Origin of the sequence: Anaerovirgula multivorans (assembly GCF_900188145.1) — a bacterium.
In the GTDB taxonomy this organism is placed as follows: domain Bacteria; phylum Bacillota; class Clostridia; order Peptostreptococcales; family Natronincolaceae; genus Anaerovirgula; species Anaerovirgula multivorans.
This window is the reverse complement of sequence record NZ_FZOJ01000047.1, coordinates 1-24,091: the sequence shown is the minus strand read 5'-3', so window position 1 is coordinate 24,091 and position 24,091 is coordinate 1. Positions and strand designations below refer to the sequence as shown.

General features: G+C 32.2%; 18 protein-coding genes, 1 rRNA gene and 1 other annotated feature. Of the genes, 8 read left to right on the top strand and 11 right to left on the bottom strand.

Going from position 1 to position 24,091, the window contains the following annotated elements; all coding sequences use genetic code 11:
* The 6 genes from CHB72_RS23710 to CHB72_RS23685 form a co-directional block, all read right to left on the bottom strand.
* Window positions 1-94: ribosomal RNA gene (locus tag CHB72_RS23710) — 16S ribosomal RNA — on the bottom strand; the annotation flags it as partial.
* Window positions 95-1,089: 995 nt separating this feature from the next.
* Entirely contained in the window at window positions 1,090-1,998 is a 909-nt protein-coding gene (locus CHB72_RS23705; RefSeq protein ID WP_089285349.1) for a bifunctional enoyl-CoA hydratase/phosphate acetyltransferase, read from the bottom strand.
* 215 nt (window positions 1,999-2,213) lie between these two features.
* A complete protein-coding gene (locus CHB72_RS23700; protein ID WP_089285348.1) occupies window positions 2,214-3,362 on the bottom strand; it encodes a tetratricopeptide repeat protein in 1,149 nt (382 codons plus the stop codon).
* Between the two features lie 27 nt (window positions 3,363-3,389).
* A complete protein-coding gene (locus CHB72_RS23695) occupies window positions 3,390-3,884 on the bottom strand; it encodes a GNAT family N-acetyltransferase (RefSeq protein ID WP_176431579.1) in 495 nt (164 codons plus the stop codon).
* A gap of 57 nt (window positions 3,885-3,941) precedes the next feature.
* Window positions 3,942-4,688 carry a hypothetical protein gene (locus CHB72_RS23690; RefSeq protein WP_089285346.1) on the bottom strand — a complete coding sequence of 249 codons (747 nt, stop codon included), beginning with the start codon at window positions 4,686-4,688 and terminating at the stop codon, window positions 3,942-3,944.
* Between the two features lie 46 nt (window positions 4,689-4,734).
* Window positions 4,735-6,501, bottom strand: a complete 1,767-nt coding sequence (locus tag CHB72_RS23685) for a B12-binding domain-containing radical SAM protein (protein WP_089285345.1) — start codon at window positions 6,499-6,501, stop codon at window positions 4,735-4,737.
* Window positions 6,502-6,739: 238 nt separating this feature from the next.
* Here CHB72_RS23685 and CHB72_RS23680 point away from each other — a divergent pair, with 238 nt between their 5' ends.
* Both CHB72_RS23680 and CHB72_RS23675 read left to right on the top strand, forming a co-directional pair.
* Entirely contained in the window at window positions 6,740-7,330 is a 591-nt protein-coding gene (locus CHB72_RS23680; RefSeq protein ID WP_089285344.1) for a zinc dependent phospholipase C family protein, read from the top strand.
* Between the two features lie 199 nt (window positions 7,331-7,529).
* Window positions 7,530-7,730 (top strand): hypothetical protein, encoded by a 201-nt coding sequence (locus CHB72_RS23675; protein WP_089285343.1) that lies wholly within the window; start codon window positions 7,530-7,532, stop codon window positions 7,728-7,730.
* Window positions 7,731-7,751: 21 nt separating this feature from the next.
* On the opposite strand, the gene CHB72_RS23670 is transcribed toward CHB72_RS23675, so the two are convergent.
* The 5 genes from CHB72_RS23670 to CHB72_RS23650 form a co-directional block, all read right to left on the bottom strand.
* Complete coding sequence (locus CHB72_RS23670; protein WP_089285342.1) at window positions 7,752-8,855, bottom strand: ADP-ribosylglycohydrolase family protein; 1,104 nt, start codon at window positions 8,853-8,855, stop codon at window positions 7,752-7,754.
* 134 nt (window positions 8,856-8,989) lie between these two features.
* A complete protein-coding gene (gene argS / locus CHB72_RS23665; RefSeq protein ID WP_089285341.1) occupies window positions 8,990-10,690 on the bottom strand; it encodes an arginine--tRNA ligase in 1,701 nt (566 codons plus the stop codon).
* A gap of 57 nt (window positions 10,691-10,747) precedes the next feature.
* Window positions 10,748-10,957 (bottom strand) — a binding site (T-box leader).
* Window positions 10,958-11,018: 61 nt separating this feature from the next.
* The gene (locus CHB72_RS23660) at window positions 11,019-11,489 is read right to left on the bottom strand and encodes a DUF523 domain-containing protein (RefSeq protein WP_089285340.1); all 471 of its coding nucleotides are present in this window, start codon (window positions 11,487-11,489) and stop codon (window positions 11,019-11,021) included.
* A 35-nt stretch (window positions 11,490-11,524) separates the two neighbouring features.
* Entirely contained in the window at window positions 11,525-13,903 is a 2,379-nt protein-coding gene (locus tag CHB72_RS23655) for an endonuclease MutS2 (protein WP_089285339.1), read from the bottom strand.
* Window positions 13,904-14,378: 475 nt separating this feature from the next.
* Window positions 14,379-15,020 carry a L,D-transpeptidase family protein gene (locus tag CHB72_RS23650; RefSeq protein WP_089285338.1) on the bottom strand — a complete coding sequence of 214 codons (642 nt, stop codon included), beginning with the start codon at window positions 15,018-15,020 and terminating at the stop codon, window positions 14,379-14,381.
* Between the two features lie 387 nt (window positions 15,021-15,407).
* Between CHB72_RS23650 and CHB72_RS23645 the strand changes: the two genes are divergently transcribed.
* From CHB72_RS23645 to CHB72_RS23620, 6 genes are all read left to right on the top strand, one after another.
* On the top strand, window positions 15,408-20,312 hold the full coding sequence (locus CHB72_RS23645) for a nucleotidyl transferase family protein (RefSeq protein WP_089285337.1): 4,905 nt from the start codon (window positions 15,408-15,410) through the stop codon (window positions 20,310-20,312).
* A 4-nt stretch (window positions 20,313-20,316) separates the two neighbouring features.
* Window positions 20,317-21,564, top strand: a complete 1,248-nt coding sequence (locus CHB72_RS23640; protein WP_089285336.1) for a lactate/malate family dehydrogenase — start codon at window positions 20,317-20,319, stop codon at window positions 21,562-21,564.
* A complete protein-coding gene (locus CHB72_RS23635; RefSeq protein ID WP_089285335.1) occupies window positions 21,561-22,604 on the top strand; it encodes a flavodoxin family protein in 1,044 nt (347 codons plus the stop codon). The genes CHB72_RS23640 and CHB72_RS23635 overlap by 4 nt, the downstream gene beginning before the upstream one ends.
* A 363-nt stretch (window positions 22,605-22,967) precedes the next feature.
* Window positions 22,968-23,156, top strand: a complete 189-nt coding sequence (locus CHB72_RS23630) for a CooT family nickel-binding protein (protein ID WP_089285334.1) — start codon at window positions 22,968-22,970, stop codon at window positions 23,154-23,156.
* A gap of 26 nt (window positions 23,157-23,182) precedes the next feature.
* Window positions 23,183-23,599 (top strand): DUF3842 family protein, encoded by a 417-nt coding sequence (locus CHB72_RS23625; RefSeq protein WP_089285333.1) that lies wholly within the window; start codon window positions 23,183-23,185, stop codon window positions 23,597-23,599.
* Between the two features lie 33 nt (window positions 23,600-23,632).
* Window positions 23,633-23,998, top strand: coding sequence for a zinc transporter (locus CHB72_RS23620; protein WP_089285332.1), 366 nt, complete (start codon window positions 23,633-23,635; stop codon window positions 23,996-23,998).
* Window positions 23,999-24,091: the final 93 nt, after the last annotated feature.

Sequence of the window (24,091 nt, the reverse complement as noted above, 5' to 3'; positions counted from 1 at the left end):
ACCCGAAGGCTTCCAATAAATCGGTTCGCTCGACTTGCATGTGTTAGGCACGCCGCCAGCGTTCATCCTGAGCCAGGATCAAACTCTTAATAAAAGTATTGTAACCAAAATCTATGATTTTGTGTTAGCTACTTTGTTAGAAATTTTATGTTTCGTTTCCTTTGGTTTTAAATTACTAAAGGAAACATAAAATTTATAACTTCCTTAATTTCTTAACTCTATAAAGACTCATCAGAATCTTTCAGGTTGCTGGCTTAATATCTATACTGTTTAATTTTCAAAGACCTTTTTATCATCCGCCGCTTTTCAGCAACTTTATTATTATATCATATCCATCGTATTATGTCAACACTTTTTTATTGTTTTCTTCTCTGCTGTTTTACCAGCTTCTCTTTATATGATATAGATTTTACTGTTTCTGCGGCGACTCGTACTACTTTATCAGAATCTCTCTTGCTTGTCAACTCTTTTTTTAAAGTTTTTTTGTTTCTTACCCGCCGCCCCTTGCTTATAGCGACTTTTACTACTATACCAGATTTCGCGTTCCCTGTCAAGCTATTTTTTTAGATTATTTTGGTCGCCCAGAAGACGACTTTTTTCAATAGCTACAGCTAAGATTTCTCTCCTAGCGTTAATTAATATACCATATTTCAGGGGATTTGTCAATGACTTTTCGCAAATTCATCTAGACTTATATTTCTTTAGCTCACTAAACTATAGTGTAAGCTTTTTTAGAAAATTTATACGCATTGTTTTCCTGCTTATATAGTCAATCTTTTCTAATTTATTAAATTATATTAGCGCTGTAATCATTGTTACATAGAATACTATATAAATTCTTATCTTATTGTCGTCTCCTTCTTGTAGTATTTCTAACTGAACAACTTTTCAGTTAACATCTGCAAGCTTTTTCTATATGTTAAACCGATCATTGTTTTAAAGTCTATTTCTTTTTAATCTGTATTCTCTAGGTTAATGATTAAAAGCACAGGATTCATTAAAGGGATAGGATCATATGTCCTACCCCTTTACATAGTTGTTAATAGAATAAAATAATTTTTTACTGATACTATGGCATATTATTTCAAACTATTTTGCAGCCGCAATAACGCTTCCGAGAGCAATAGAATATAACTTTGTTTCAGCGTCGTCTGCCCTAGATACTAAAACTACTGGAGCTTTAGCCCCCATAATAATACCAGCTGACTTTGCATTTGCTAGATAGCTTAAAGCTTTCCCTATTCCATTTCCTACTTCAATAGTAGGAACTAAGAGTATATCTGTTTCTCCAGCTACTGGGCTCCTAAATTTTTTTATTTCTGCTGCGTTTTTAGAAATAGCCAGATCAAACGCGATAGGTCCCTCTACTAAAACATTTTCTCCAAAATATCCTTCTCCAGATAATTGTTTTAACTTATCTCCATCTATGGTAGCTTGCATCTTATCACTTACCTTTTCTTTCGCTGCTAAACAAGCAACCTTCACTTCCTTATTGTTCATAGCTCTCGCTGCCACAATAGCATTTGTCAGAATGCTTTTCTTTTCTTCTAATGATGGAGCAATATTCATTCCTCCGTCAGTTAAGAACAGTAGCTTATGATAAGTAGGCACTTCATATACCATCACATGACTTAGAAGATTTTCTGTACGAAGTCCTACTTCTTTATCAAGGACTGCTTTTAATAAGATAGCGGTGTCTAATAATCCCTTCATAACAAAATCAGCTTCACCAGTTGAAACTAATTTCACAGCTTCCAGGGCTGATTCCATTAAATCAGGAATATTGATAATCGTAAATGTGCTTAGATCTAAATTGTTTTCAGTCTCTCTCTTTCTAATTTCTTCTTCGTTTCCGATTAGTATAGCATCAACAATCCCTCGCGCTTTTGCTTCCACCACCGCCTGTAAAACATCACTATCCTGTGCAGCGGCTACAGCTAGTTTCATCTTTGGTTGCTCTTGTGCTGTTTTGACTATATCTCCTAATGTTTTAATCATATCATCACCTCAAATTATTAATTTTGTTTATCGTCTAAAATTTTTTAACAACTGTCGATAGTATATGTATTCTATACAAAGTAATCATTTCCTCTTAATTCTTATTTTTTTAAAAGCTATAATATCATAGAAAACTTCAACAAAAAGACAGCCATTATAATCTGTTGCTGTCTTTTGTCTGTCCAAATTCAATATGTTTTGGTATATTTCTTTTGTTAAGCTAAATTAATTCCTTCATCAATATCATCTAGTTTCTTCTTACATGATAAAGTAATTTCATCATGGGGATTAATTCCTAAAGAAGTATTAATATACTTTCTAGCCTTTTCTATGTCACCAAGCTGTAGATATAGCATAGATAAATTACATAGGATTTCGTTATTATCCCCTTGAAATTCAATTACTTGATGATATATTTTAATTGCTTTTTGTACTTCCCCTAAGGCAGCATAGCATAAGCCTAGTTCAGCTAAGGCATCTACTTGATTTTCTTTTATATTCAATACCTTATTAAAGTATTGAACTGCTTCGTGAAATGAACCTAGTTGACGATAACCTAATCCAATAAAAAACTTAAGATTCCACCATTCTTCATATTTCTTCTCTAATTCTTCTAAAAGTGGTAATCCTTCTTGAGGCCGCTCTGATAAAATTGCCTCATAGCCATTCTCATATTGAACCATATCTTCTAACTGCCGCAATAGTTCATTAAGTTGTTCCTTTAAGTTTTCTTCCAAGCTTAAAGTTAACGCCTTTTCCCAATGGAGCTTTGCCTTAGTATACTGCTTTCTATCTTTATAAATGAATCCTAAATAATAATAGGCTAAAGGTTGTTGACTATCTATATTTAGTAATATTTCTAATTTATCCTTTATTTCATCTGTGTATGCATCAAAGGATTTTCTCTTCTGTACTAGTTCCTTATCCCTATACTGTAATAATGTCAGTACATAGTTTAATAGTATTTTTGTATCTGTGGGATTTATCAAAACCAAAGATTTAGAATAAATCACTGCTTTCAATTGTTCATCTTTTTCTAATGCCTTTATTCCTTCACTTAGTATATATTTCTCTATTTCAGGATTTGCTGCGTATAAAAACTTGATATACTCATCCTTATATTTAAATGTAGAATCTATCCCCAACAAATAAATAATTCCCCTAATAATAGCTCCCACAGTGATTATTCTATTCTCATCTTTTGTTTTTATATTGTTTGCTAATTCCTCTATGAAGATGGGTAGTTCAAGTCCCCCTTCGGGCAATTGATAATTTGGAATTTTTAACTCTGCATTTTGTTTTAAATGGATAAAGGATAAGTCCTCAGTGTTTCTTAATAAGTAACGATCTATTAAAAATTTCATTTATTCCCTCCACATATTAGTTTTTCTTCACTGCAATATCTTATGAAGAATAATGTCATCGATATATAACCCGGTTTTTTTATCATAGTGATGTTGATAAACACTTCCAGAGACAGTAAAGCCACAGCTCATCAGAGTATTTAATGATTTATTATTATTATTATATACATAAGCTCGGGCTAAGACTATATTCCTTTCTCTTTCCTTAATATCTTTCAAGCTATATAAAATGAGGTTTTTAGTAATCCCTAGGCTCCTATACTGAGGATCTGTAGCTATGGTTAGTAAGATACAGTGATTTTTTTCTGCTATGCCTCTTACCCCTCTGAAAATACTGATTATCTTTTTATTAACTTCTGCTATATATAAATAATAATTTGTATTCATCAACCATTCTTCAATTTCCCTCTTATTAACAACATCAGCAAATGTGACCTCAGCAGATTCAATTTTCAACTTGTTAAACAGCATTAATATTTCCTCAATATCCCCGCCCTCTACTCTTCTATATAGAACCTTCATAGTCATCCCCCTTAAACCACAAAATACTTTACATAATAATTTTATTGTCCCTGTTCATTAGAATTCTCTCATGAACAATCGCTTTCTTCTATTGCTGGTACTCAATGTTTCAAATAGATATCCCCGATAGATCATCATGAAAGAGAACCATATTTGTCCTATCAGATATAATATAATTCCCATTGGTGAAAATATCATGCTAAGAGGTAAATGATAATTGAATATCCCTGTTAATAGGTTGCCAGTAAGCAGATATAGTATCCCTATTAAAGCTATATTAGGAATAAACCACTCTATCCAATTATCCCTAACAAATTCTACAGCATAGGTTATAGACTCCCATGGGTTATAATACTTTTGATAGATGGTTTCAGGTAAGGCATTAAATAGAGCAAAAACTAAAAAGTTAATAATCACACCTAAAGCCATAGGTTGGAATCCACGTCTAAAACCAGGCATTAGAAAGGTGTTTATAATCAGTAAAGCTACCCAACCGATAAAGGATACACCCCATACTTTTCTTAAATATGCCCCAAACCCATCCTTGAAATCTCGGAAATCAAATTTATTTCTTTTTATAATACAATTGATTAAGTATAAATAGTTAGAAACTAGTGCACTCATAACAACAATCCCTACTAATCCTCCTAATATCCAGAAAAAAGGTAATAATACTGCAAGTATAATAGATGCTATAGTATAAAACAATCCAGTAAAAATGATTGGCCAGTTTTTATAAGTACTATCTAAAGCAGTCTTAAAAATCTTTTTATTTGTATACAACAAATCTTTTATTATATCCATTTTCCATCATCTCCTCTATAGTAATTTATTATACACTGTACTGCTGTTAAAACTCAATATTCTCCAAGAGAAAATATTTGCAATAATCTATAGCTTTATTATCCAACTTATAATCAAATAATACAATACTAGTTTCTTCTTTAGCGTCTCTTAGGGTCTTAGGGTTATTCTCTATTTCTATAACATTGTATTGAAATTTTTCAAAGTGTATCTTCTTTATAATTTGTTTAGCTGGTAAATCGGTATACTGTGGTAAATAACGATGCACATTATCAGTATTTTGTAGAAACCTATGGCATTTGTCCTTAAATATAGAATTATGGGTAGTTTGAAAAAACATTGGCAGCGTTGTGGTTTTGTTATGTTTGATATAATCAAACTTTAATATTTCTTTAAAAGCCTTAATGTTTTCAAAGCTATGATGTTGATAAAAATCTAATAGAATTTCATATAGTTTATTACGCCCATGGGCTTGATGATGATATCCTTTCTCTTCCCAGTAGAGCCATAAATTTTCAAAAAACTTAAATGGAGTATTATAACAGCCTTCTACCATAACTTCTACACTACTATTAAACATCCTACTGTTCCAATAAACCTCTACCATCTCTTCTATTCCTTTTAATCTAATAATATCTCCATAAGAAATCGCCTCGTTCTCTAGCACCTCGTAGGGGGGATATTCATCATAGATGTATCCATATTTTCTAGCATCTTTTCTGATACCAGATCCTTTCAATAGTTTTAAAAATCCTATCTGCAATTTTTCAGGTTTTAATAAAAATACGTCATTAAAGGATTTTCTAAAAGTAAAATAGTCTTCTTTAGGTAACCCAACAATCAAATCTAAATGCTGGTGAATGTTTTTTCCCCTAGATATTTTATTGACTACCTTCTGCAGTCTCTCAAAATTCATTTTTCTTTGTATAGCATGCAGTGTTTCTTCATGAGTGGATTGAATGCCTATCTCAAATTGAAATAAACCAACAGGTACTGTTAATAAAAACTCTAACATATCGTCATCAATTAGATCTGCTGTCACTTCGAAGTGAAAATTGGTTTTTCCTCTATTATGTTGAAGAATGTATTGCATGATTTCCATAGCATAGCTTTTTTTTGCATTGAAAGTTCTATCTATAAATTTAACTTGTTTTACTTCATGATCTATAAAATACTTAATTTCCTTTTTAACCATTTCTAGTGGTCTAAATCTAACTCCTTGAAAAGAAGATGATAGACAGTACTGACATTGAAAAGGACATCCTCTCGAGCTTTCATAATAGACAATCTTGTCCTGATCTATTTTTTCTTCCCCGTATGGAAAAGGAATTCTTCCCATTTCTATTTGAGGTAAGCAATCGTCATTAATAAAGGCTTCTCCTCTTGCCCGAAATGCTATAGAAGGAATTTCAGAGTAATCTTCATTATTCTTAAGAGACTGAATTAATTTAGGAAAAGTTTCTTCTCCTTCTCCCATAACAATAATATCTATTGCATCGTTTAATTCCATCATTGGTTTGACTTCAAAGGAAACCTCGGGTCCTCCAAATATGATTGTTATATCGGGCATAATTTTCTTTAACAATCTACTTATTTGATGAATCATTTCTATATTCCATATGTAACAGGAAAAACCCACAATGTCAGGTTGCAGCTTATATATTTCCTTAATAATATATTCTTGACTATGGTTAATTGTAAATTCAACTAGTTCAATCTTTATATCACTATCATTTATGGAATTTCTTAGATATCTAATTGCCAGGTTAGTATGAATAAATTTGGCATTTAATGTTGTTAAGAGTAACTTCATATCTATAGCCTTCTTTCTGAAAACAATATTTCAAATCTTAATATCCATGTTTATTATAGCATAGATTAACCTATATTTAAGAGCTCATCCATTATTTTGTAATATCTCATGCCAAATATTTATAAAAAGCTAGTATAATCGTAAATTTTATGTAAATCCTATTGTATTATTACCATTTTTTCAATATAATACTATTGTATGTAGATCATACTGCAATTCATAGAAAGGTGGTTCTTTAGTGTTACCTCAAAGTCATATTGTTATAGCAACACATCTGTATGAAAGTATTAAAAAAAATTTCAATGTAGAATTGGATAAAAAAAATTTAGTATATGGAAGTATTAAGCCTGATATTCCATTACATCTAGCAGGATTGAAACATTTTAAACCGCAATCCTTCCATCATATATGTAATGAAATTTATCAACTGTCTCAGCTTACATTAGCAGATAATAAAGAACATATTAAATTATTTTCGAAAAAAATCGGTATCGTGACTCATTATGTGGCTGACTATTTCTGTCTCCCTCATAACGATCGCAAGACCTATAAGAGTCATTTTTTAGATCATTTACAATATGAAAATAAGTTGCATAAATTCTATCAATCCTATGAGAAGAACATCAATATTACTAATACAGACTTTAATATAGATAATAGAACTTCCTACTCTATACAGTCTTTATTAGACACATTGCATTCCATTTATTCTTTAAAGGAAGAAAGTTTCGTCAACGATTTCGAAAGTTCTATGGAAGCTGCTAACCTAGTAGCCTCTTATATTGTTTACCATACTACGATCAATAACTATCGCAATGTTGCTGCTTAGATATTATGTTGTTTATAAGACACTTGGTTGGCTGAGTGTCTTTTTTATTGCACTCTGTGAAAGTGACTGACACCAAATTAAAGACTTGAGTCATCTACTTTTTATTTATCATAAAAATATTTGTAGAAAATTGAAGGTTTTTTACATTTATTGTAGAAATATATTTATTAAGTTCTGGCAAATAGAGGGGAGAGTTATTATGGACGAATTTAGTAAGATTTCAATTGAAGAGATTTCTAACCGAGATATGCTGATGATTATTAAAGCCCTTGAATATACAGGTGAAAATACTAAGGTTTCTTCCTTTATTGAACTAAAGAATTCAATAGTAAAGCAACTGAGTATGCTTACCAATACCACAGAGGATGAATTCATAAGTTATCTAGAAAAGAATTGTTAAGTATCAAAACAAGGCAACGTACTATTGCCTTGTTTTATCTTTTACAAAGGTATTTATACAGGATTTTGTCTGTACCAGTAATTTGATATATTCTTTAGTTTCTTCCTTTTCTTTTATCTTAAGCATATTTAAAATTGGATGCTGGATCATACTATTTTTTTCAAGTTGAAATAGATCTATCATTTTATCTTGACTAACATAAGCTTTCCGATTTCCTTCAAAATTCCTCAACTTACTTAAGAATTTTCCCATTTCACAAATAAATATCTCATCCTTTAAGGAAGCATTTGTTGTATCATATTCTTTACCACTCATACCCCACAAACAAAAAGCTATAGCTATTTCTTCTTTTCCATAATCGCAGCAAAGGTCTTCAATCATTGGTGTATCTTGTTCACTAAGGTTATAATAAATCTCTATGCTGTTTAATATCAGGCCTTGTTTAGATTTGTTCTCAGCATCCTTCCTATTCTTGTATCGATCTAAATCCATTAGATACTGGATTTTTTCTTTTTCAAATTGTAGATTGTAATGATTAGGTAAACTGCCTTTCATGTTCTCATTTAATTGTTGTAGCTGCATATGTATTAAATAGTTTTTTAACTGCTGTATTAATTCGTCTTCGTCAATGAAGTGGTTTTCCAAAAGTATATATCCAGTTCTTAACAAAAGCAATCCTGTTAGAATTACCTTAGGATGCCTATTGATATAGATCATGTTTTTATAGACTTCTATCTCAGCAGCACGATAGTTTTTATTGGCTAAAAGGATGGGAATAATTCTACTTATGCCACAACAATTTCTATCCTCCCAATAATAAGTGCTTTTATAGTAGTTTTTCTCCTCCAACCTTGCTAAAATTGGTGGTGGAGTGCCATGTCGATAATATCTCCATAGTTTTAATTCCTCATAAAATCGAGGATAATCTACTGTAACCTTCAACGCTGTGCCATGATCCACAAGACACTTTATTGTAATCAACATCAACTCTGTAATATAGCTATACTGTCCTGCTGGTTTTTTCATTGATAGATGATCGTTGTACCTATATACAAAATTCTTTAAGGTTAATGACTTTTTTTCTTGATTTTCATTTAAAAATCCTAGGGCATCACCGTATGCCATCCATAATAGAGAATTTAGTATTTTTGTTTCAATAGTAAAGTCCTCCCTCCTATTTACTGAATCATTGTTTCTATTATATTAAAAGCTTGAATATTATACAAAATTTCTAAAAAAATACAGCCATAGGCTGCATTTTACATTTTTTCGGGAGATTTCACGCCAATTAGATATAGACCTATTTCAATAACTTGCTTTGCAATGTACACAATAGCTAAACGAGCTTTTTTTAATTCTTCATCCTCTACTAATATAGGGTGATCATGATAGAAACGATTAAAGGTTTGTGCTATATCAATAATGTGTCTTGTTATAATAGATGGTTCATTCTTTCTTTGTGCATCTATAATAATCTCTGGGAATTGTTGTATTGCCTTGATCACTTCCATAGTCACGTCATCGGTTAAGAGGCTAGCATTTATTTCATGATCTAACACTACATTCGCCTTTCTAATCACGCTGCCTGCTCTTGCATAAGTATATTGAACATAAGGGCCTGTTTCTCCTTCAAAATTTAAAACCTTTTCCCATGAGAAGGTATAATCCTTAATTCTATTATTTGATAACTCTTGGAATATGACTGCACCAACCCCTACATCTTCTGCAATTTGGTCTAAATTCTCAATACTTGGATTCTTTTCTTTAATGATTTCCTTGGTTTTTTCTACTGCCTTTTTTAACACGTCCTCTAAAAATACTACTCTTCCTTTTCGAGTGGCAATGGTTCCTTCCTCTAATCGAACTAAACCAAATGGTACATGAATACAATCCTGTGCCCAGTCATGGCCCATCATCTCTATAATTTTAATCCACTGCTCAAAATGTAAGTTTTGCTGAGAAGCTACAACGTAAATATTTTTATAGAAATCATAGGTTTCTTTTCTATAGATGGCTGCAGCAATGTCTCTAGTAATATATAAAGTTGAACCGTCTTTCTTTCTGATTAATGCAGGAGGTAATCCATAGGGTTCCAAATTAACAATATCTGCACCCTGTGATTCTTCTAAGATATTAGAATCCTCCATCTTTTTTAATACTCTCGGCATTTTATCAGAATAAAAGCTTTCCCCCGCTAAGGAATCAAATGAAACCCCTAGCATATTATACACTCGATTAAATTCTTCTAAGCTAACTTCTCTAATCCATTGCCATAGTTTTAATGCTTCTTCGTCTCCCTCTTCTAGCTTCTTAAACCACATTCTACCTTCTTCTTCTAGGTTAGGCTCTTTTTCTGCTTCCTCATGGAATTGGATATACAATTTTAACAAGCTTGGTATAGGATTCTTCTTAACTTCTTCTGCATTTCCCCATCTTTTAAAAGCTACTATTAATTTTCCAAACTGAGTTCCATAATCTCCTAGATGATTAATTGCTATCGTATTAAACCCTAAAAATTTATAAATTCGATTAATAGAGTTTCCTATCACTGTACTTCGTATGTGTCCAATATGGAAGGGTTTTGCGATGTTTGGTGAAGAAAATTCTACGATAACATTTTTATCTCTTCCTAAATCACTACTTCCATATTTCTCTTTTTTTTCAAAAACATCTTTTAACGTTTCATGTACAAGCGTTGCCTTATGGGTATAGAAATTTACATATCCCCCTGCTTGCTCCACTTTTTCAAAATATGTATTTGGTTTGATATAATTAGCAAGTTCTTCTGCAATAACCTGTGGTGCTTTCCGAAATGTCTTTGCCAATTTAAAACAAGGAAAGGCATAATTTCCCATGTTAGGATTTGGTGGAATTTCTATCATAGATAGAATTTCAGACTCTTGTACGTCTGCTATATGTTGTTTCAACATTTTTGCTGCTTCTTTTTTAAAATCGATCATTTTCTAACCTCCTATATAACTTTAATAAAAAAAAAACAAAAAACTCCCATCCCTATAATTAGAGACGAGAGAATTATCCCGTGTTACCACTCTGATTGGCATTACGCCCACTCTTGCTTCCAATAACGGTGAAAACCGCCTTATCCTACTAACAATATTCGGATAGGATCTCTGAGGTGCGCTTCAATATAAATATGTGTCAGACTTACACCAACTCTGACTCGCTGGAACAATCTTCATATCTACTGTCCTCATCATTGATATATTCCATTATTAACTTTGATAATTAATATACCATATATTTTTTCAACAATCAACTAATTTATACTTAGATATCGATAGATTGTAGAATTTTTGCTATGTTTTCTTCAGTATAGACAGTTATATTCTTGCTTTTTAATAGAGCAGCTGTCACGCCATCCCCCTTTATTGAAACCCCTGAGAAAGATCCATCATAGATTTGTCCCATACCGCAGGAAGGGCTTCTTGCCTTTAATATCGCCTGATTAACCTCAAAATCTTCAGCTATTTTCAAGGTTTCCTTAGCACCCTTAACAAAAGCTTCTGTAACCTCTACACCATCCTTCTGAATCACCTTTGCAGAATCACACAATACATCCATTCCCTCCCCCCCTTTGATCTCAGCAGGTAACCTAGGAGTAGTCAATCCTCCCAATTGTTCAGGACAAACTGGTATACCACCTTTTTTCTTAATTAATTGAATAACTTCTAAATTTTCATTGTTTTTACCGCTATATTTACAATTTACACCTAAAAGACAAGCACTAACTAAAATCATCTCTTCACCTACCTTAATTATAAAATTCTTTAATCCTATTTGATTTGTACGATGGTCACCCCTGCACCACCTTCTCCGTACTTACCATCTCTATGACTCTTAACATGCTTATGTCTATTTAACATCTGTTTGATTCCTGATTTTAATACGCCTGTACCTATTCCATGAATAATCGTTATCTCTGTTAGTCCCGCTAGATAAACATCATCTAGATACTTATCCACCTCAACAAACGATTCTTCTAAATCTTTACCTCTTATATCTAACTGACTTTTGATATTTGTAGCTTTTGTTTTTACAATTTTACTAATACCCGTTTGTTTTCCCTGGCTTTTTTCCTTTATTCTTTCTAGGTTGGAAACAGGTATATTCATCTTCATGATACCTACCTGTATAAAAACTTCTCCATTTGCATTAGGTGGTTCGATAACATGTCCTATTTGGTCTAGAGATAATACTTTGACAGACTCTCCTGCCTTAAGGTTTTCTGGAGGTTTTTTACTGGTCTTTGTAAAAATGCCATCATTGAAGCCTTCTGACAAGTCATTCATCTTACTATCCATGTGCTTTTTGGCTTCTTCAACCCTTCGATTCATTTCTTTCTCTTCTGCTTCAAGCCTTATTTTTTTTAAATTCTCAATAATCTCTTCCGACTCTTGTTTTGCCTCTTTAATAATCTTTAAGGCATCTTTTTTTGCATCTCTAATAATTTTATCACGTTGTAAATCAAATTTCTCTTTCTTTTCCTGATAGCTATTCAATAAATTTTCAGCTTCTATTCTTAATGTAACAGCTGCACTTCGTTCTTTCTCAGTTTCTGTCCTGTTCTTTTCAATATTGTGCAATAAATCTTCGAATTCAATGTTTTCTGTTGTCAAAAGAGATTTTGCCTCTTCGATTAATGATGAAGATAGACCAAGCTTTCTAGATATTTCAAAAGCATTTGATTTACCAGGTACTCCAATCAATAATCTATAGGTTGGTCTTAGTGTAGCTACATCAAATTCTACAGAGGCATTTTCTACATCCTCTTTTATTAAGGCATACTGCTTCAACTCACTATAATGGGTAGTAGCAACTACAGAAGCTGTTAAGTTTCTTAAATGATTTAAAACAGCCATCGCTAAAGCGGCACCTTCTGTTGGATCCGTACCAGCTCCTAATTCATCTAACAGAACTAATGAATTCTTAGTGACCTCATTTAGTATGCTAACAATATTAGTCATATGGGAAGAAAAGGTACTTAAGCTTTGCTCAATACTTTGCTCATCTCCAATATCTGCGAAAACATGATCATACACCGCTAGTCTTGTACCATAATCCGCTGGCACATGTAGTCCACTTTGAGCCATCAAACTAAGCAGCCCTACAGTTTTTAATGTAACGGTTTTACCTCCTGTATTTGGCCCAGTGATAACTAAAATTCGGAAGTCTTCACCTAACCAAATATTTGTTGGAACGACTTCATCGAATTTTAATAATGGATGCCTGCCATTTTTAATCTTTATTTTGCCCATTTGGTTTAATTCAGGCTCTATTCCCTTCATTTCTAACGACAATTTACCTTTAGCAAAAATAAAGTCCAATTCTTCTAGAATACTTTGGTTACCTTTAATCTCTTCTCCTCGTTCTGCTATCATTGAGGAAATCTCCATTAAAATTCTTTCAATCTCTCTTTTTTCTTTTATTTTCAATTCCTTTAATTCATTATTCAATTCTACAACCGCCATCGGCTCAATAAATAGGGTAGCACCACTGGAGGATTGATCATGTACCAAACCTGGAAACTGTCCTCTAAACTCTTGTTTTATTGGAACAACAAAACGATCCTGTCTAATAGTTACAATTGCATCCTGTAGATACTTTTGATAGGAGGTAGAGTTGATAATCGTATTTAACTTATTTCTAATCGCATCATTTTTTGAAGACATCATTCGGCGAACATTTTTTAATTCTGAAGACGCATGATCAGCTATTTCAGTTTCACTTAATATAGATAAATCAATTTTTTCTTCTACTTCTCTTATAGTGCATAAAGTTCTAATTAATCCTAGAATGATTGGGTATTGAACCTCTTCTTTTTCATAATCCTCTCTAAAAAATTGTTTTAGCTTTCTTGCTACAGATAAAGTATCCTTTAAATGTAACAGCTGACCTGGATCCAGATATGAACCAATTTCTGTTCTTCTAACCAAATGGATTACATCATGTATTCCATATAAAGGAGGATTACCCCTTTTTAGTAAAATGCTTTGCGCTTCACTGGTTTCAATTTGTAAGTTTCTAATTTTCTCTACATCATTTATAGGCTTTAATTTTTTAGCTACACCTACTCCTAAGGAAGATGTACACTTTTCTACTAGTTTTTCAATAATTTTTGTATATTCTAATACTTTTAAGCTTTTATCATTCACTTATTCTCACCTCTTGAATCTTTCTCCTTTGTTAACCTCAATTATACCATACACTTATTTATTGTATCATATTACTTTTTTTATATTTCTTCAAGGCCTTTTAAAATATTGGTGTCAGTCACTTTCACAGAGTGCAATGATAAAGAGTTACCACAAATAGATTTATGGCAACCCTTTACTCAGATTGGAATAGAGTTTAACTTTTACATTTTACTATAATTATGGGTAACCAACTACAGAAGTTAAGCAGATGACTGAAATCTGTGATTTCATGTCAGTCGCTTATACAAGGTAAAATTTTGATATACTAAGGGCTACATTTGCAGCCCATGGTTTTGGGCGAAACCGTAGACCGTGTATATCAAAAGTAGATGACCCAAATCTTTGATTTGCTGTCAGTCACTTTCACAGAGTGCAATTAAAGTTTTAAATTGGTTACCTATATATTTATTTATTATTGCTTTTTTAACATTCTTTAATCTATATAACTGTTATTATACACACCCCATTGTTGAAGCTTTTCATGGCTGCCAATCCATACAGGGATGTTAAGTTTAACTACTTCAAACAACTCCTCAACATCAGAGTTTATCATTCTTATACAACCTAAAGATGCATTTGTTCCAATAGATGTAGGACTATTATTGCCATGTATCCCAATAGAACCTCCTCCTTTGTAGGATACACCCATCCATCTATAGCCCAATGGATTTTCAGGAGAACCTCCTGCTACTGGAGTAGCTATACCTGCTCCCCCCCATCTAGGATTCACCATTTTATTTACAATCGTAAACTTACCTTCAGGTGTATAGGAAGGATTTTTTCCTTGGGCTATCGGATATTTTTTTATTACTTCTTTACCTCTATAGTAGGTAAGTATTCTCTTGGTTTTATTAATTACTATCCATTCTTTATCAGTAGGAGGATTATCAACATCATCAGGATATTTAAAATTTTCATCTATCATTCGTTTTTCTAAAGCTTTTAATGAAATTTTACCAAATGAGCCGTCTACATTAAGGTTAAGATCGCTTTGAAATCGTACTATTGCGTTTCTCATATTTATGTCTTGACTTTGATAATCTTCTTTATAATATCCTAGCTCCTTTAAGGCCACCTTATAGTCGATCTCTGTTGCTTCTTTAGTATCTATCTTAATATCTTGAAAATTTTCTTCGTCTATGGTTTCAAAATCTTCTTCTATCTCTTTTTCTGCTTGTGTCTCTTCTTCTAGCTGTACTTGATCTCTCAGTTCTAAATAATAATTTTCTGTTGTATCACCGATTGTCGGAACTAATAATGTGACTGCAATGCATAAGGATAAAAGCTCATTTAATATACTATCACCTCCTCGCTCTATAATTTTTATTATGTCTATACTTTTTTTATGCGTGATTTTTGAAAAGGTGCATTAAGATTGTGAATTTTTTTAATTTCTATCTTTATTAATAAGAGTAATAGGATATAATTATTAATAGATAACTATCCATAGGGGGAAAAGTCCATGTACACGTCTAAAATGAATGAGATTTATGAAGAAATATTTGCTACCCTTTTAGATACAACTTTTCTAAAGGAATATCATATTAAAAATGATATTTTGAAAGGTCATATAGAAGGTCATGATTTTACTAGTAATTTGTCTAAGATTCTTGAAAACAAAGATTACACCTGTAATGCTGTTTACTTTTTGCTGGAAGATATTTTAAAAGATTTATGGGGAGAAAAGACTCCTGAAGAACCTCTTAAATACATATATCAATTTGTCCTAAGCCTTTCTTTTCCTAATTCTGTTGAAATAAGTCTGGACAATCAATTAAGTGGAGGTTGTTATGTCTATTTAAAAACCTTAAGGATTATTTCCTACTATGAAAAAATTTTACATGTTAATAGCTTCCAAAGTACTTATCCGCTACATTTAATTTCTCCTGAAGAAGAAAATAGCTTAATGAATGTTACTGAATATCGATCTTTTGTGATAAGTTTTAACAAGCAGTTTATCTATGAAATGATGAAGCTAAATTATGAAATTATTGGACATAACACATTGGATCATGTTTGTGGTGTTCATTTTCTTGCTGTTTTCATAGCAAAACAATTATTAAATAAAGGTATTCATTTGGACCTAGGTAGAGTTTCAGGTGCAGCAGCAGGTCATGATATTGGAAAATATGGTTGCAGAAGCTCTGAATCAAAAAGAGTAGCCTATTTGCATTATTATTATACGGATCAATGGTTTAAAAATAACAACATTCCTTATATTGGGCATATTGCTCTCAATCATTCAGTATGGGATCTTGAACTAGAAAACTTATCTATCGAGTCTCTTATACTAATTTATTGCGATTTTAGAGTGAAAAACATTCAAAATCAGCAGAATAAGCAGCAGATGCAGATTACGAATCTCACTAGTTCCTTCGATGTCATATTAAACAAATTAGATAATGTTGATGAAGCAAAAGAACGTAGGTATAAAGGGGTGTATATCAAACTAAAGGACTTCGAAGATTTTCTAGTAAATATAGGGATAAATGTTGATCCTCATAGCCCTTCTCAAAATGATTTAGAGAATGAAAAAATATTTTATCCTTTATTACATGGAAAAGCCATTGCAAATCATTTAAACTACACTGCTATTCATCACAATATTCATTTAATGTATAAATTTCGTGATGAAACTAGTTTGAATGAGATTGTTGAAATTGCTAGAGCTCAAAAAGATCCTAAGATTTTAAGAGAATATTTAGATATATTTCAGGAGTATAGTACCTATTTAACTCAAAAACAGAAAATAATTGCAATTAGATTTTTATATGAAAAACTGGTACATCCGGAAGAAGATATCCGAAAGCAAAGTGCTCAAATTATAGGTAGTTTGATAGCCGTATTTGACGAAGGCTATCGGAAAGAAATTCCTACTGGTTTAACACTGGCGCCTCCAGAAATAATAAGTATCGAACTGGTAGATAAATATATGAAACTATTTATGTATCCAGATCACAAAATCATACCTTTACATCGTCGTTGGATTAGGTATAGTATGAGCACCTTTATATTTTCTTTATTCAATAGCTGTGAGGAAAGTCTTATAGAAGACTATAAGAAAATCATTATTAGTTATTATGACAATGATATAGTCCATGAGACAGATATCAGGATTGTATTAATGGAAAACTTAAAACATCTTCCAGTAAACACTGAATTTCCTTATTTTGAAACAATTGTGAAATATTTGCTAGAAGCTCTAAAAGATACAAATGATGATATTCGGATTTCTGCTCTTGATACTTTAAACTTTTTGGCTAAATATGTCTCAAAAGAATCTGAAATCTACAACTTGATCCATAGTCTTCTATCAAAAATCGACATGTCTTCTATTCCAGCAGAGAATTACTTATATCTAAAGATAGCAAATGCATTATCAATGGAAAGTGAGATTCATGAAAAAGCTTGTAGCTTTTACATAGAAGACATTAATAAAGCCTCTGAAATGTTTTTAAACAATCTTAAAACAGAAACCAATTGGGTAACAAAGAAATTTCATGTGGAATTGCTTTTAGATTATGCTATTGAAAATGATGTTATTGATAAGTTATATGTTGCACTGCATTTCTGCAATCTTTTGAAGGTTAGTGCTGTAGAAAATGTAAGAAGTGAGGCTGGGGAAGCTTTAGTGAAGGTCTTTCCATATCTACCTATAGAACAAAGAAATGATATTGCAATTGAACTGCTTCGCACCCTTGAAATAGAAGGTGCTCAGTTTACAAAGTATATTCCAAATTATTTAGGACAAATTATTGTATTTTTGAAACCCTTAGAACTTGATGAAATCATTGGTGATTTAATCGAAAAAATAAAACATGCCAATACACAGATCAACTCTTTATTATTAAAAACAATTGGGGTATTTATTTCAAGTTATTCTAAGTATAGAGAAATATTTAAAGAAGATGATGAAAAATATAATAAACGTCTATCTACGATGTTAGGTATTCTGTTAAACGGTCTTGTTCATGATAACCTTCAAATAAAACAGGTATCCTTTAGTGTTATTGGCAAAGACATCTTTGGTGCAACGTCATTAACACTACAAGAAAAATATGATATCTTCCAATTAACAGCAAAAAAAATACTAACCCTCTTAACAGAAGTGGAAGAAAATGAACTGCTATTTTTAACGAACTCTGCAGGACTAAATCATATATATCGTTTTATTTCAGATTATAGATTTTTGCATGGAGAAATACAATTGAAAATTATTGATAAGGTTGCCTTTTTCCCTGGGTCCTTTGATCCCTTTACATTAGGACATAAGGAGATAGCAAGAGCCATTAGAAATTTAGGTTTTGAAGTTTATCTTGCAGTCGATGAATTTTCTTGGTCAAAGCGCATGCAACCAAATCTAATAAGAAAAAACATTATGAATATGTCAATTGCAGATGAAATGGATATTTATATTTATCCTGAAGATTTTCCGGCAAATCTCACAAATGCTAACGACTTGAATAATTTAAGAAATAACTTTCATCAGTCTGAAGTATACATTGTAGTGGGGAGTGATGTAATCCTAAATGCTTCAGCCTACAAGAGCCTTCAAAGTAAAAATACAGTAACCGATTTTGCTCACATTATTTTTGAAAGACGCAGTGATGATTATGATAATGAAAAAGTTGCAAATTTAGAACAAGCTCTTGAAAATATTAAACAGCCTATAATTAAGTTGAACCTACCACCTCAATATGAAGACATTAGTTCAACCCAAATTAGAAATTATATTGATGAAAATAGAGATATATCTAAATTAATAGATCCTTTATCTCAAAAATATGTATACAACAATAATCTATATAGAAAGGAACCTCAATACAAATCATTACTGCAAACAATTTCTTATGATATTGAAGTTAGAGATCACTTTAACTATGAGTTGATTAACAATATAGCCTCATTATTTCATAAGAATTATAATGAAGCTTTTAAAAATATTGAGGCTATTAGTCAAAAACCTAACGCCAATATCATTTTATTAAGAGATGTAAGGGATAATGGGAAAATTCTAGGATATTCAATTTTTCATTGGATACCTTCTGATTCCATTTACCAAGAGTTCAAAGATAGTAATATTTCTCAATGTATAAGGGAAGATTATACCGGTAGAATTATCTCACTAGATGGTATTTTTCTCTGTCAAGATGCTGATGTTGACCATTTATATCAAGTTATATTGACTGAAACATTAGCTTACTGGATAAGAAATGATTATGGGTATGGTATTTTTACAAACAAAATAGAAAAACATATTCCTCATAAACTTTATAATATTTTGAAATTCCATGGATTTCAAGAATTATCTTGTTCAAGAGGCAATGATTCAGTTTTAGCTGTCAATATGACAAATCCTTGCAGCTTATATCTTGATGTTCAAACTATTATTAAAGAACCTTTTAGAAGTAATGAAAATGTAAAAGCTGTTATTAGCAAAACTAGGAAAAGACTACAAGAAGCTTTAACAAAGCTATATCCTGGCCACTTAGTTATTTCTTTTGATAGGGATGTTGTTGAAGAAACACTTGTAAAAAAAATATGCAGAGAAAACGAGGTTCCACCTGTTCAGTTGAACCCCAGAAGGTTAGGTCCTTCCATGTGCGTTCCTTTTGGAAACATCCTCAATAGAGCTATTGTGCCTAATACTGTTACTAAAACGCTACACACCGAAAAAATGTTTGCACCCGATATGAATCGTTTTACAATAGGCCCTTTCCCCTATTATTTAGACTTAGTTAAACAAATTAGGATGATCCATTCCTTTGATAGACCTGTTATTCTTGTCGATGATTTGTTAAATAAAGGCTATCGAATTAAAGCCTTGGATCCTATACTTAAAAGTGAAAATATTCATGTTAGAAAAATAATTGTTGGTATGCTGTCAGGCAGGGGTAAAGAATTAATGGAGATACAAAATAGAGAAGTTGATAGTGCTTATTTTGTTCCAAAGTTAAGACTATGGTTTAATGAAGCACTGTTGTATCCGTTTATAGGGGGTGACACCCTTTGGAGGGGTGTATTCCCGAAGAAAAATCTTATTCCCTCTATAAATTTGATATTGCCCTATACATCTCCCTTCTTTATTAAAGGAGTAACTGAAGATAGTATATATGATCTTTCTTTAATATGTATTGAAAATGCTCTAGATATATTGAGGGTACTGGAAATAACCTATCAAAAAGTTAATGAGCGAAAATTGACTCTCTCATTACTTGGAGAAGTATTCTTATATCCTAGATGTCCTGATCAAGGCAAAAATGTATCCTATGATTTTAATATAAATCCTTCTACGCATCTTGAAAAAGATTTAGAGTTATTAAAACGATTAGAGTATAGCTTCATTACTACTAACGAAAGGAGATGATTTCTTGTTCTATTATAAGCATTATAATAAGCTTTTATTTTCTTTTCAAGAGTATGAAGGAATTCATAGAATTACAGAAGAGGAAGTAAAACACTGTAAAGAGTTGATATATTTTTTATACTCTATGGACCCCATTAAATCTAGGAGATCCTTCTGTATTGATGATTTTTCTTTGTTACATCTTAGAGAAGAAGGGTTAAATCTACTTCAAATTAATTCGACTAAGGATTTTCATGAAGAACCAATTGATTGGCTAGCAAAAAAGATTGAAGCTAGAAAAATTATGGCTATTAACACAGAGTTTCCTGATTGGCAAGAACGCCTTCTATATACTCCTCCTTCTAAATGGCGAGTAAATATCGCAGGGTTAGGTGATGTAGGTGGGACACTTCTAATGGGTCTGCATTTAATGGGGGGTAAATATATCGATTCCATTGGAGTATACGATAGAACAACTGATAAAAAACAACGTTGGTGTTATGAAATGAATCAAGTCTATTGCCCCGGAAATTTATCTTTCCCTGGGGTCGATGCTATTGATGAGGATCAATTATTTGACTGTGATATGTTTGTATTCTGTATTGCTAAAGGAGTTCCCCCAATCGGTACAGAGGTAAGGGATGTAAGGATGATCCAGTTTGAGGAGAATGCTAAAATTATCAAAACTTTTGGAAAGAAGGCCAGGGAAAATAATTTCAAAGGAATCTTTGCGGTAGTTTCTGATCCAGTAGATTTACTCTGTAAAGCTTTATTAACCGCCAGCAATCAAGATGACGAAGGAAATTACGATTTTAAAGGTCTTGCCCCTGAGCAAATTAGAGGTTATGGACTTGGAGTAATGCATGCTCGTGCCGTTTATTATGCAAAAGAAAATCCTAAAACTCTTCATTATTTAGATGAAGGAAGAGCTTTTGGCCCCCATGGTGAAGACTTAGTTATTGCAGATAGTGTTCATCATTACAATGAGTCCTTATCTTTATATTTAACCAATAAAGCTAAAACCGCTAACCTGGAAGTAAGAAAAACTGGCTTCAAGCCCTATATTGCACCAGCTCTATCCTCTGGTAGTCTTTCTATTCTAGCTACCATTAAAGGAGATTGGCATTATAGTACCACTTATATGGGAGGAGTATATATGGGTGCAAAAAATAGGTTGAACTCATCAGGTATAGAAATAGAAAGATTGTATTTGCCAGAACTTTTGTTGAAAAGACTTGAAAATACATATTTAAAATTGGGGGCAATGGTATGATTCATATAATTATGCCAGGTGAAGTTTCAGAGCAGCTTAAAAAAATGGTTGCCACAGCTGTAGAAAAGACTGACATCACCCTCATAACCGATAATAAAAATATGCCTGATTTAAAAAATAAGAAAATACTATTTGCTATTGAACTTGATGATAGTGGCTTTAATATTCCATTATACGAGATTCTTGCTTCTCTTATGGCAAGAGGTAATACTGCCTTAGCTAATTCAACAGCTGCCTTGTTAATCCATAGTGCTAGCGAGCTTTATACTAAAACTACAGCAAAATCTGTGATTTTTGCAGCGAATCAGCTTGGATGTAGCTTTATTGGTCATTCTTTAGTGGAAGCAACTGCCAGTCTCCATAACTTCCTTACTTGGCAGAAAACATTTGATTTATCTCTTGAAGAAATATCCGTGAAGCTGTCTCGGCATCTAATTGATAGGCTTATTGCAAACTCTCCTAAATTGATTAAAAAGCCACAAATTTTAGCTTTACACTCAAGCTCCCAACATACCTCAAATACTTTAATGCTGTGGCACATGATTAAACAAAATCTGTCTAGCTGCGACATTGAAGAATTACATGTAGAAAATGGTACTGTCTTGGATTGTATTGGGTGTCCCTATAACACTTGTAAATATTACGGCCTAAGAGATAGCTGCTATTATGGAGGTATGATGATTCAAGAAATTTATCCTGCTATTGAAAAAGCTGATGCTATTGTGTGGGTCTGCCCTAATTATAATGATGCTGTTTCAGCAAATCTAACGGCAGTAATCAATCGTCTAACAGCACTTTATCGAAAAATTAAGTTTCACGACAAAACACTTTTTGCAGTTATCGTATCCGGAAATTCAGGAAGTGACGCTGTTGCTGAACAGCTTATCAGTGCCCTCAATATGAATAAAGGTTTTAGGTTACCCCCTTACTTTGCAATTATGGAAACAGCTAATGATCCTGAGGCAATCCTAAGTGTAGATAACATTGAGGAAAAAGCTAAACAGTTTGCTATGAACATCATGTCTGAAATTAGAGCTTAAAACCCTATTCTTTATAGGGTTTTTTTCATTAATAAAAATACACGTTCCCGCGGTTTCACCCTCGGTTGAAAACCATAGCCAAGGACTGCAAATGTAGCCCTTAGTATATTAAAATTTTGGAGCGTATGCCTATAGCTTGTATTCTTTCGTTAGATTTGTCAAATTTTTAACATATTTCTAAAAAACATCCATTGACTACATTTCTCTAATTATGATATGATTTTAACAAGGATACATATAGTTTGCTTCTATCCTCGAATTTTAACATACATGGTCTACGGTTTTGCCCTTAGTATATTAAAATTCAGAGGCGAACATCTGTTAATAAACATCATATAAATCTAAAAAAATGGAGGGCTGAACATGTGTGAATCAACTGCCTATTTAATTACTGATAAGGGTGAGCAAAAGATTATGGAAAATGTTGTATACATGAAACCTGAAAATGATCAAGTTTATTTAGCTGATCTTTTGGGGGAACAAAAAATCGTTAAAGGCTTAGTTAAAGAAATACGCTTAATTGATCATAAAATAATTATCTCAGAAAAATAAATTAAATACTATCGGGGGATAAAGGAATGATTATTGCAGTAATAGACGGTATGGGAGGCGGCATTGGTGGGCAAATTGTAAACTATCTAAGACAGGAACTTCCCTCCTATTTTGAAATTTACGGCCTAGGAACAAATTCCGCTGCAACTTCAGTAATGTTAAAAAATCATGCTAACAAGGGTGCTACTGGAGAGAATGCTATTGTAGTTTCTGTAAAAAAAGCGAATGCTATTATAGGTCCTCTTTCTATTATTATTCCTAATGGAATGATGGGAGAAGTAACTGATAAGATGGCAGCAGCTGTTTGTGATGCTGATGCTTTTAAAATATTGCTTCCCATTTCACCTGAGAATTTTGAATTGGTGGGGCTAGAAAACAAACCTTTAATGCTGCTAATTAAAGATGCTATCGATTTATTGAAAAAAGAATTTAATATTAAATAGTAAAAGTAAAGGCAAATAAAAGGAGGTTTTACTATGTGTTGCAACGATAAAAATCATACTCACGAACACAATCATGAACATACTCACGAACATAATCATCATCATCATTCACACGAACATACCCATGAATGCTGTAATAATCACGACTCAAGTCAACATGATCATCATCATTCTCATGATTCTTGTAATGAAAGCAGCTTAAGTCATGACGAGAAAACTTTAAGAGTTTTGTTGGTTCACTGGATTAATCACAATAAGTCTCATCAAGATAATTTTTTAGAGTGGGTAGAAAAGTGTAACAAAATTCAAAAAGAAGAGGTTGGCAATTATATTAAGAAAGCTGTTGAATTCATGGAACAAGCTAATGAAATGTTAGTTGAAGCCAAAAAACATATGTAGGGGATATCGGGAAATAGATAGCCAATAAAATAAGTCGGTATGACTCATGAGAGTTGTACCGACTTTGTCTTGTAAATTTTTTTAAAAATATAA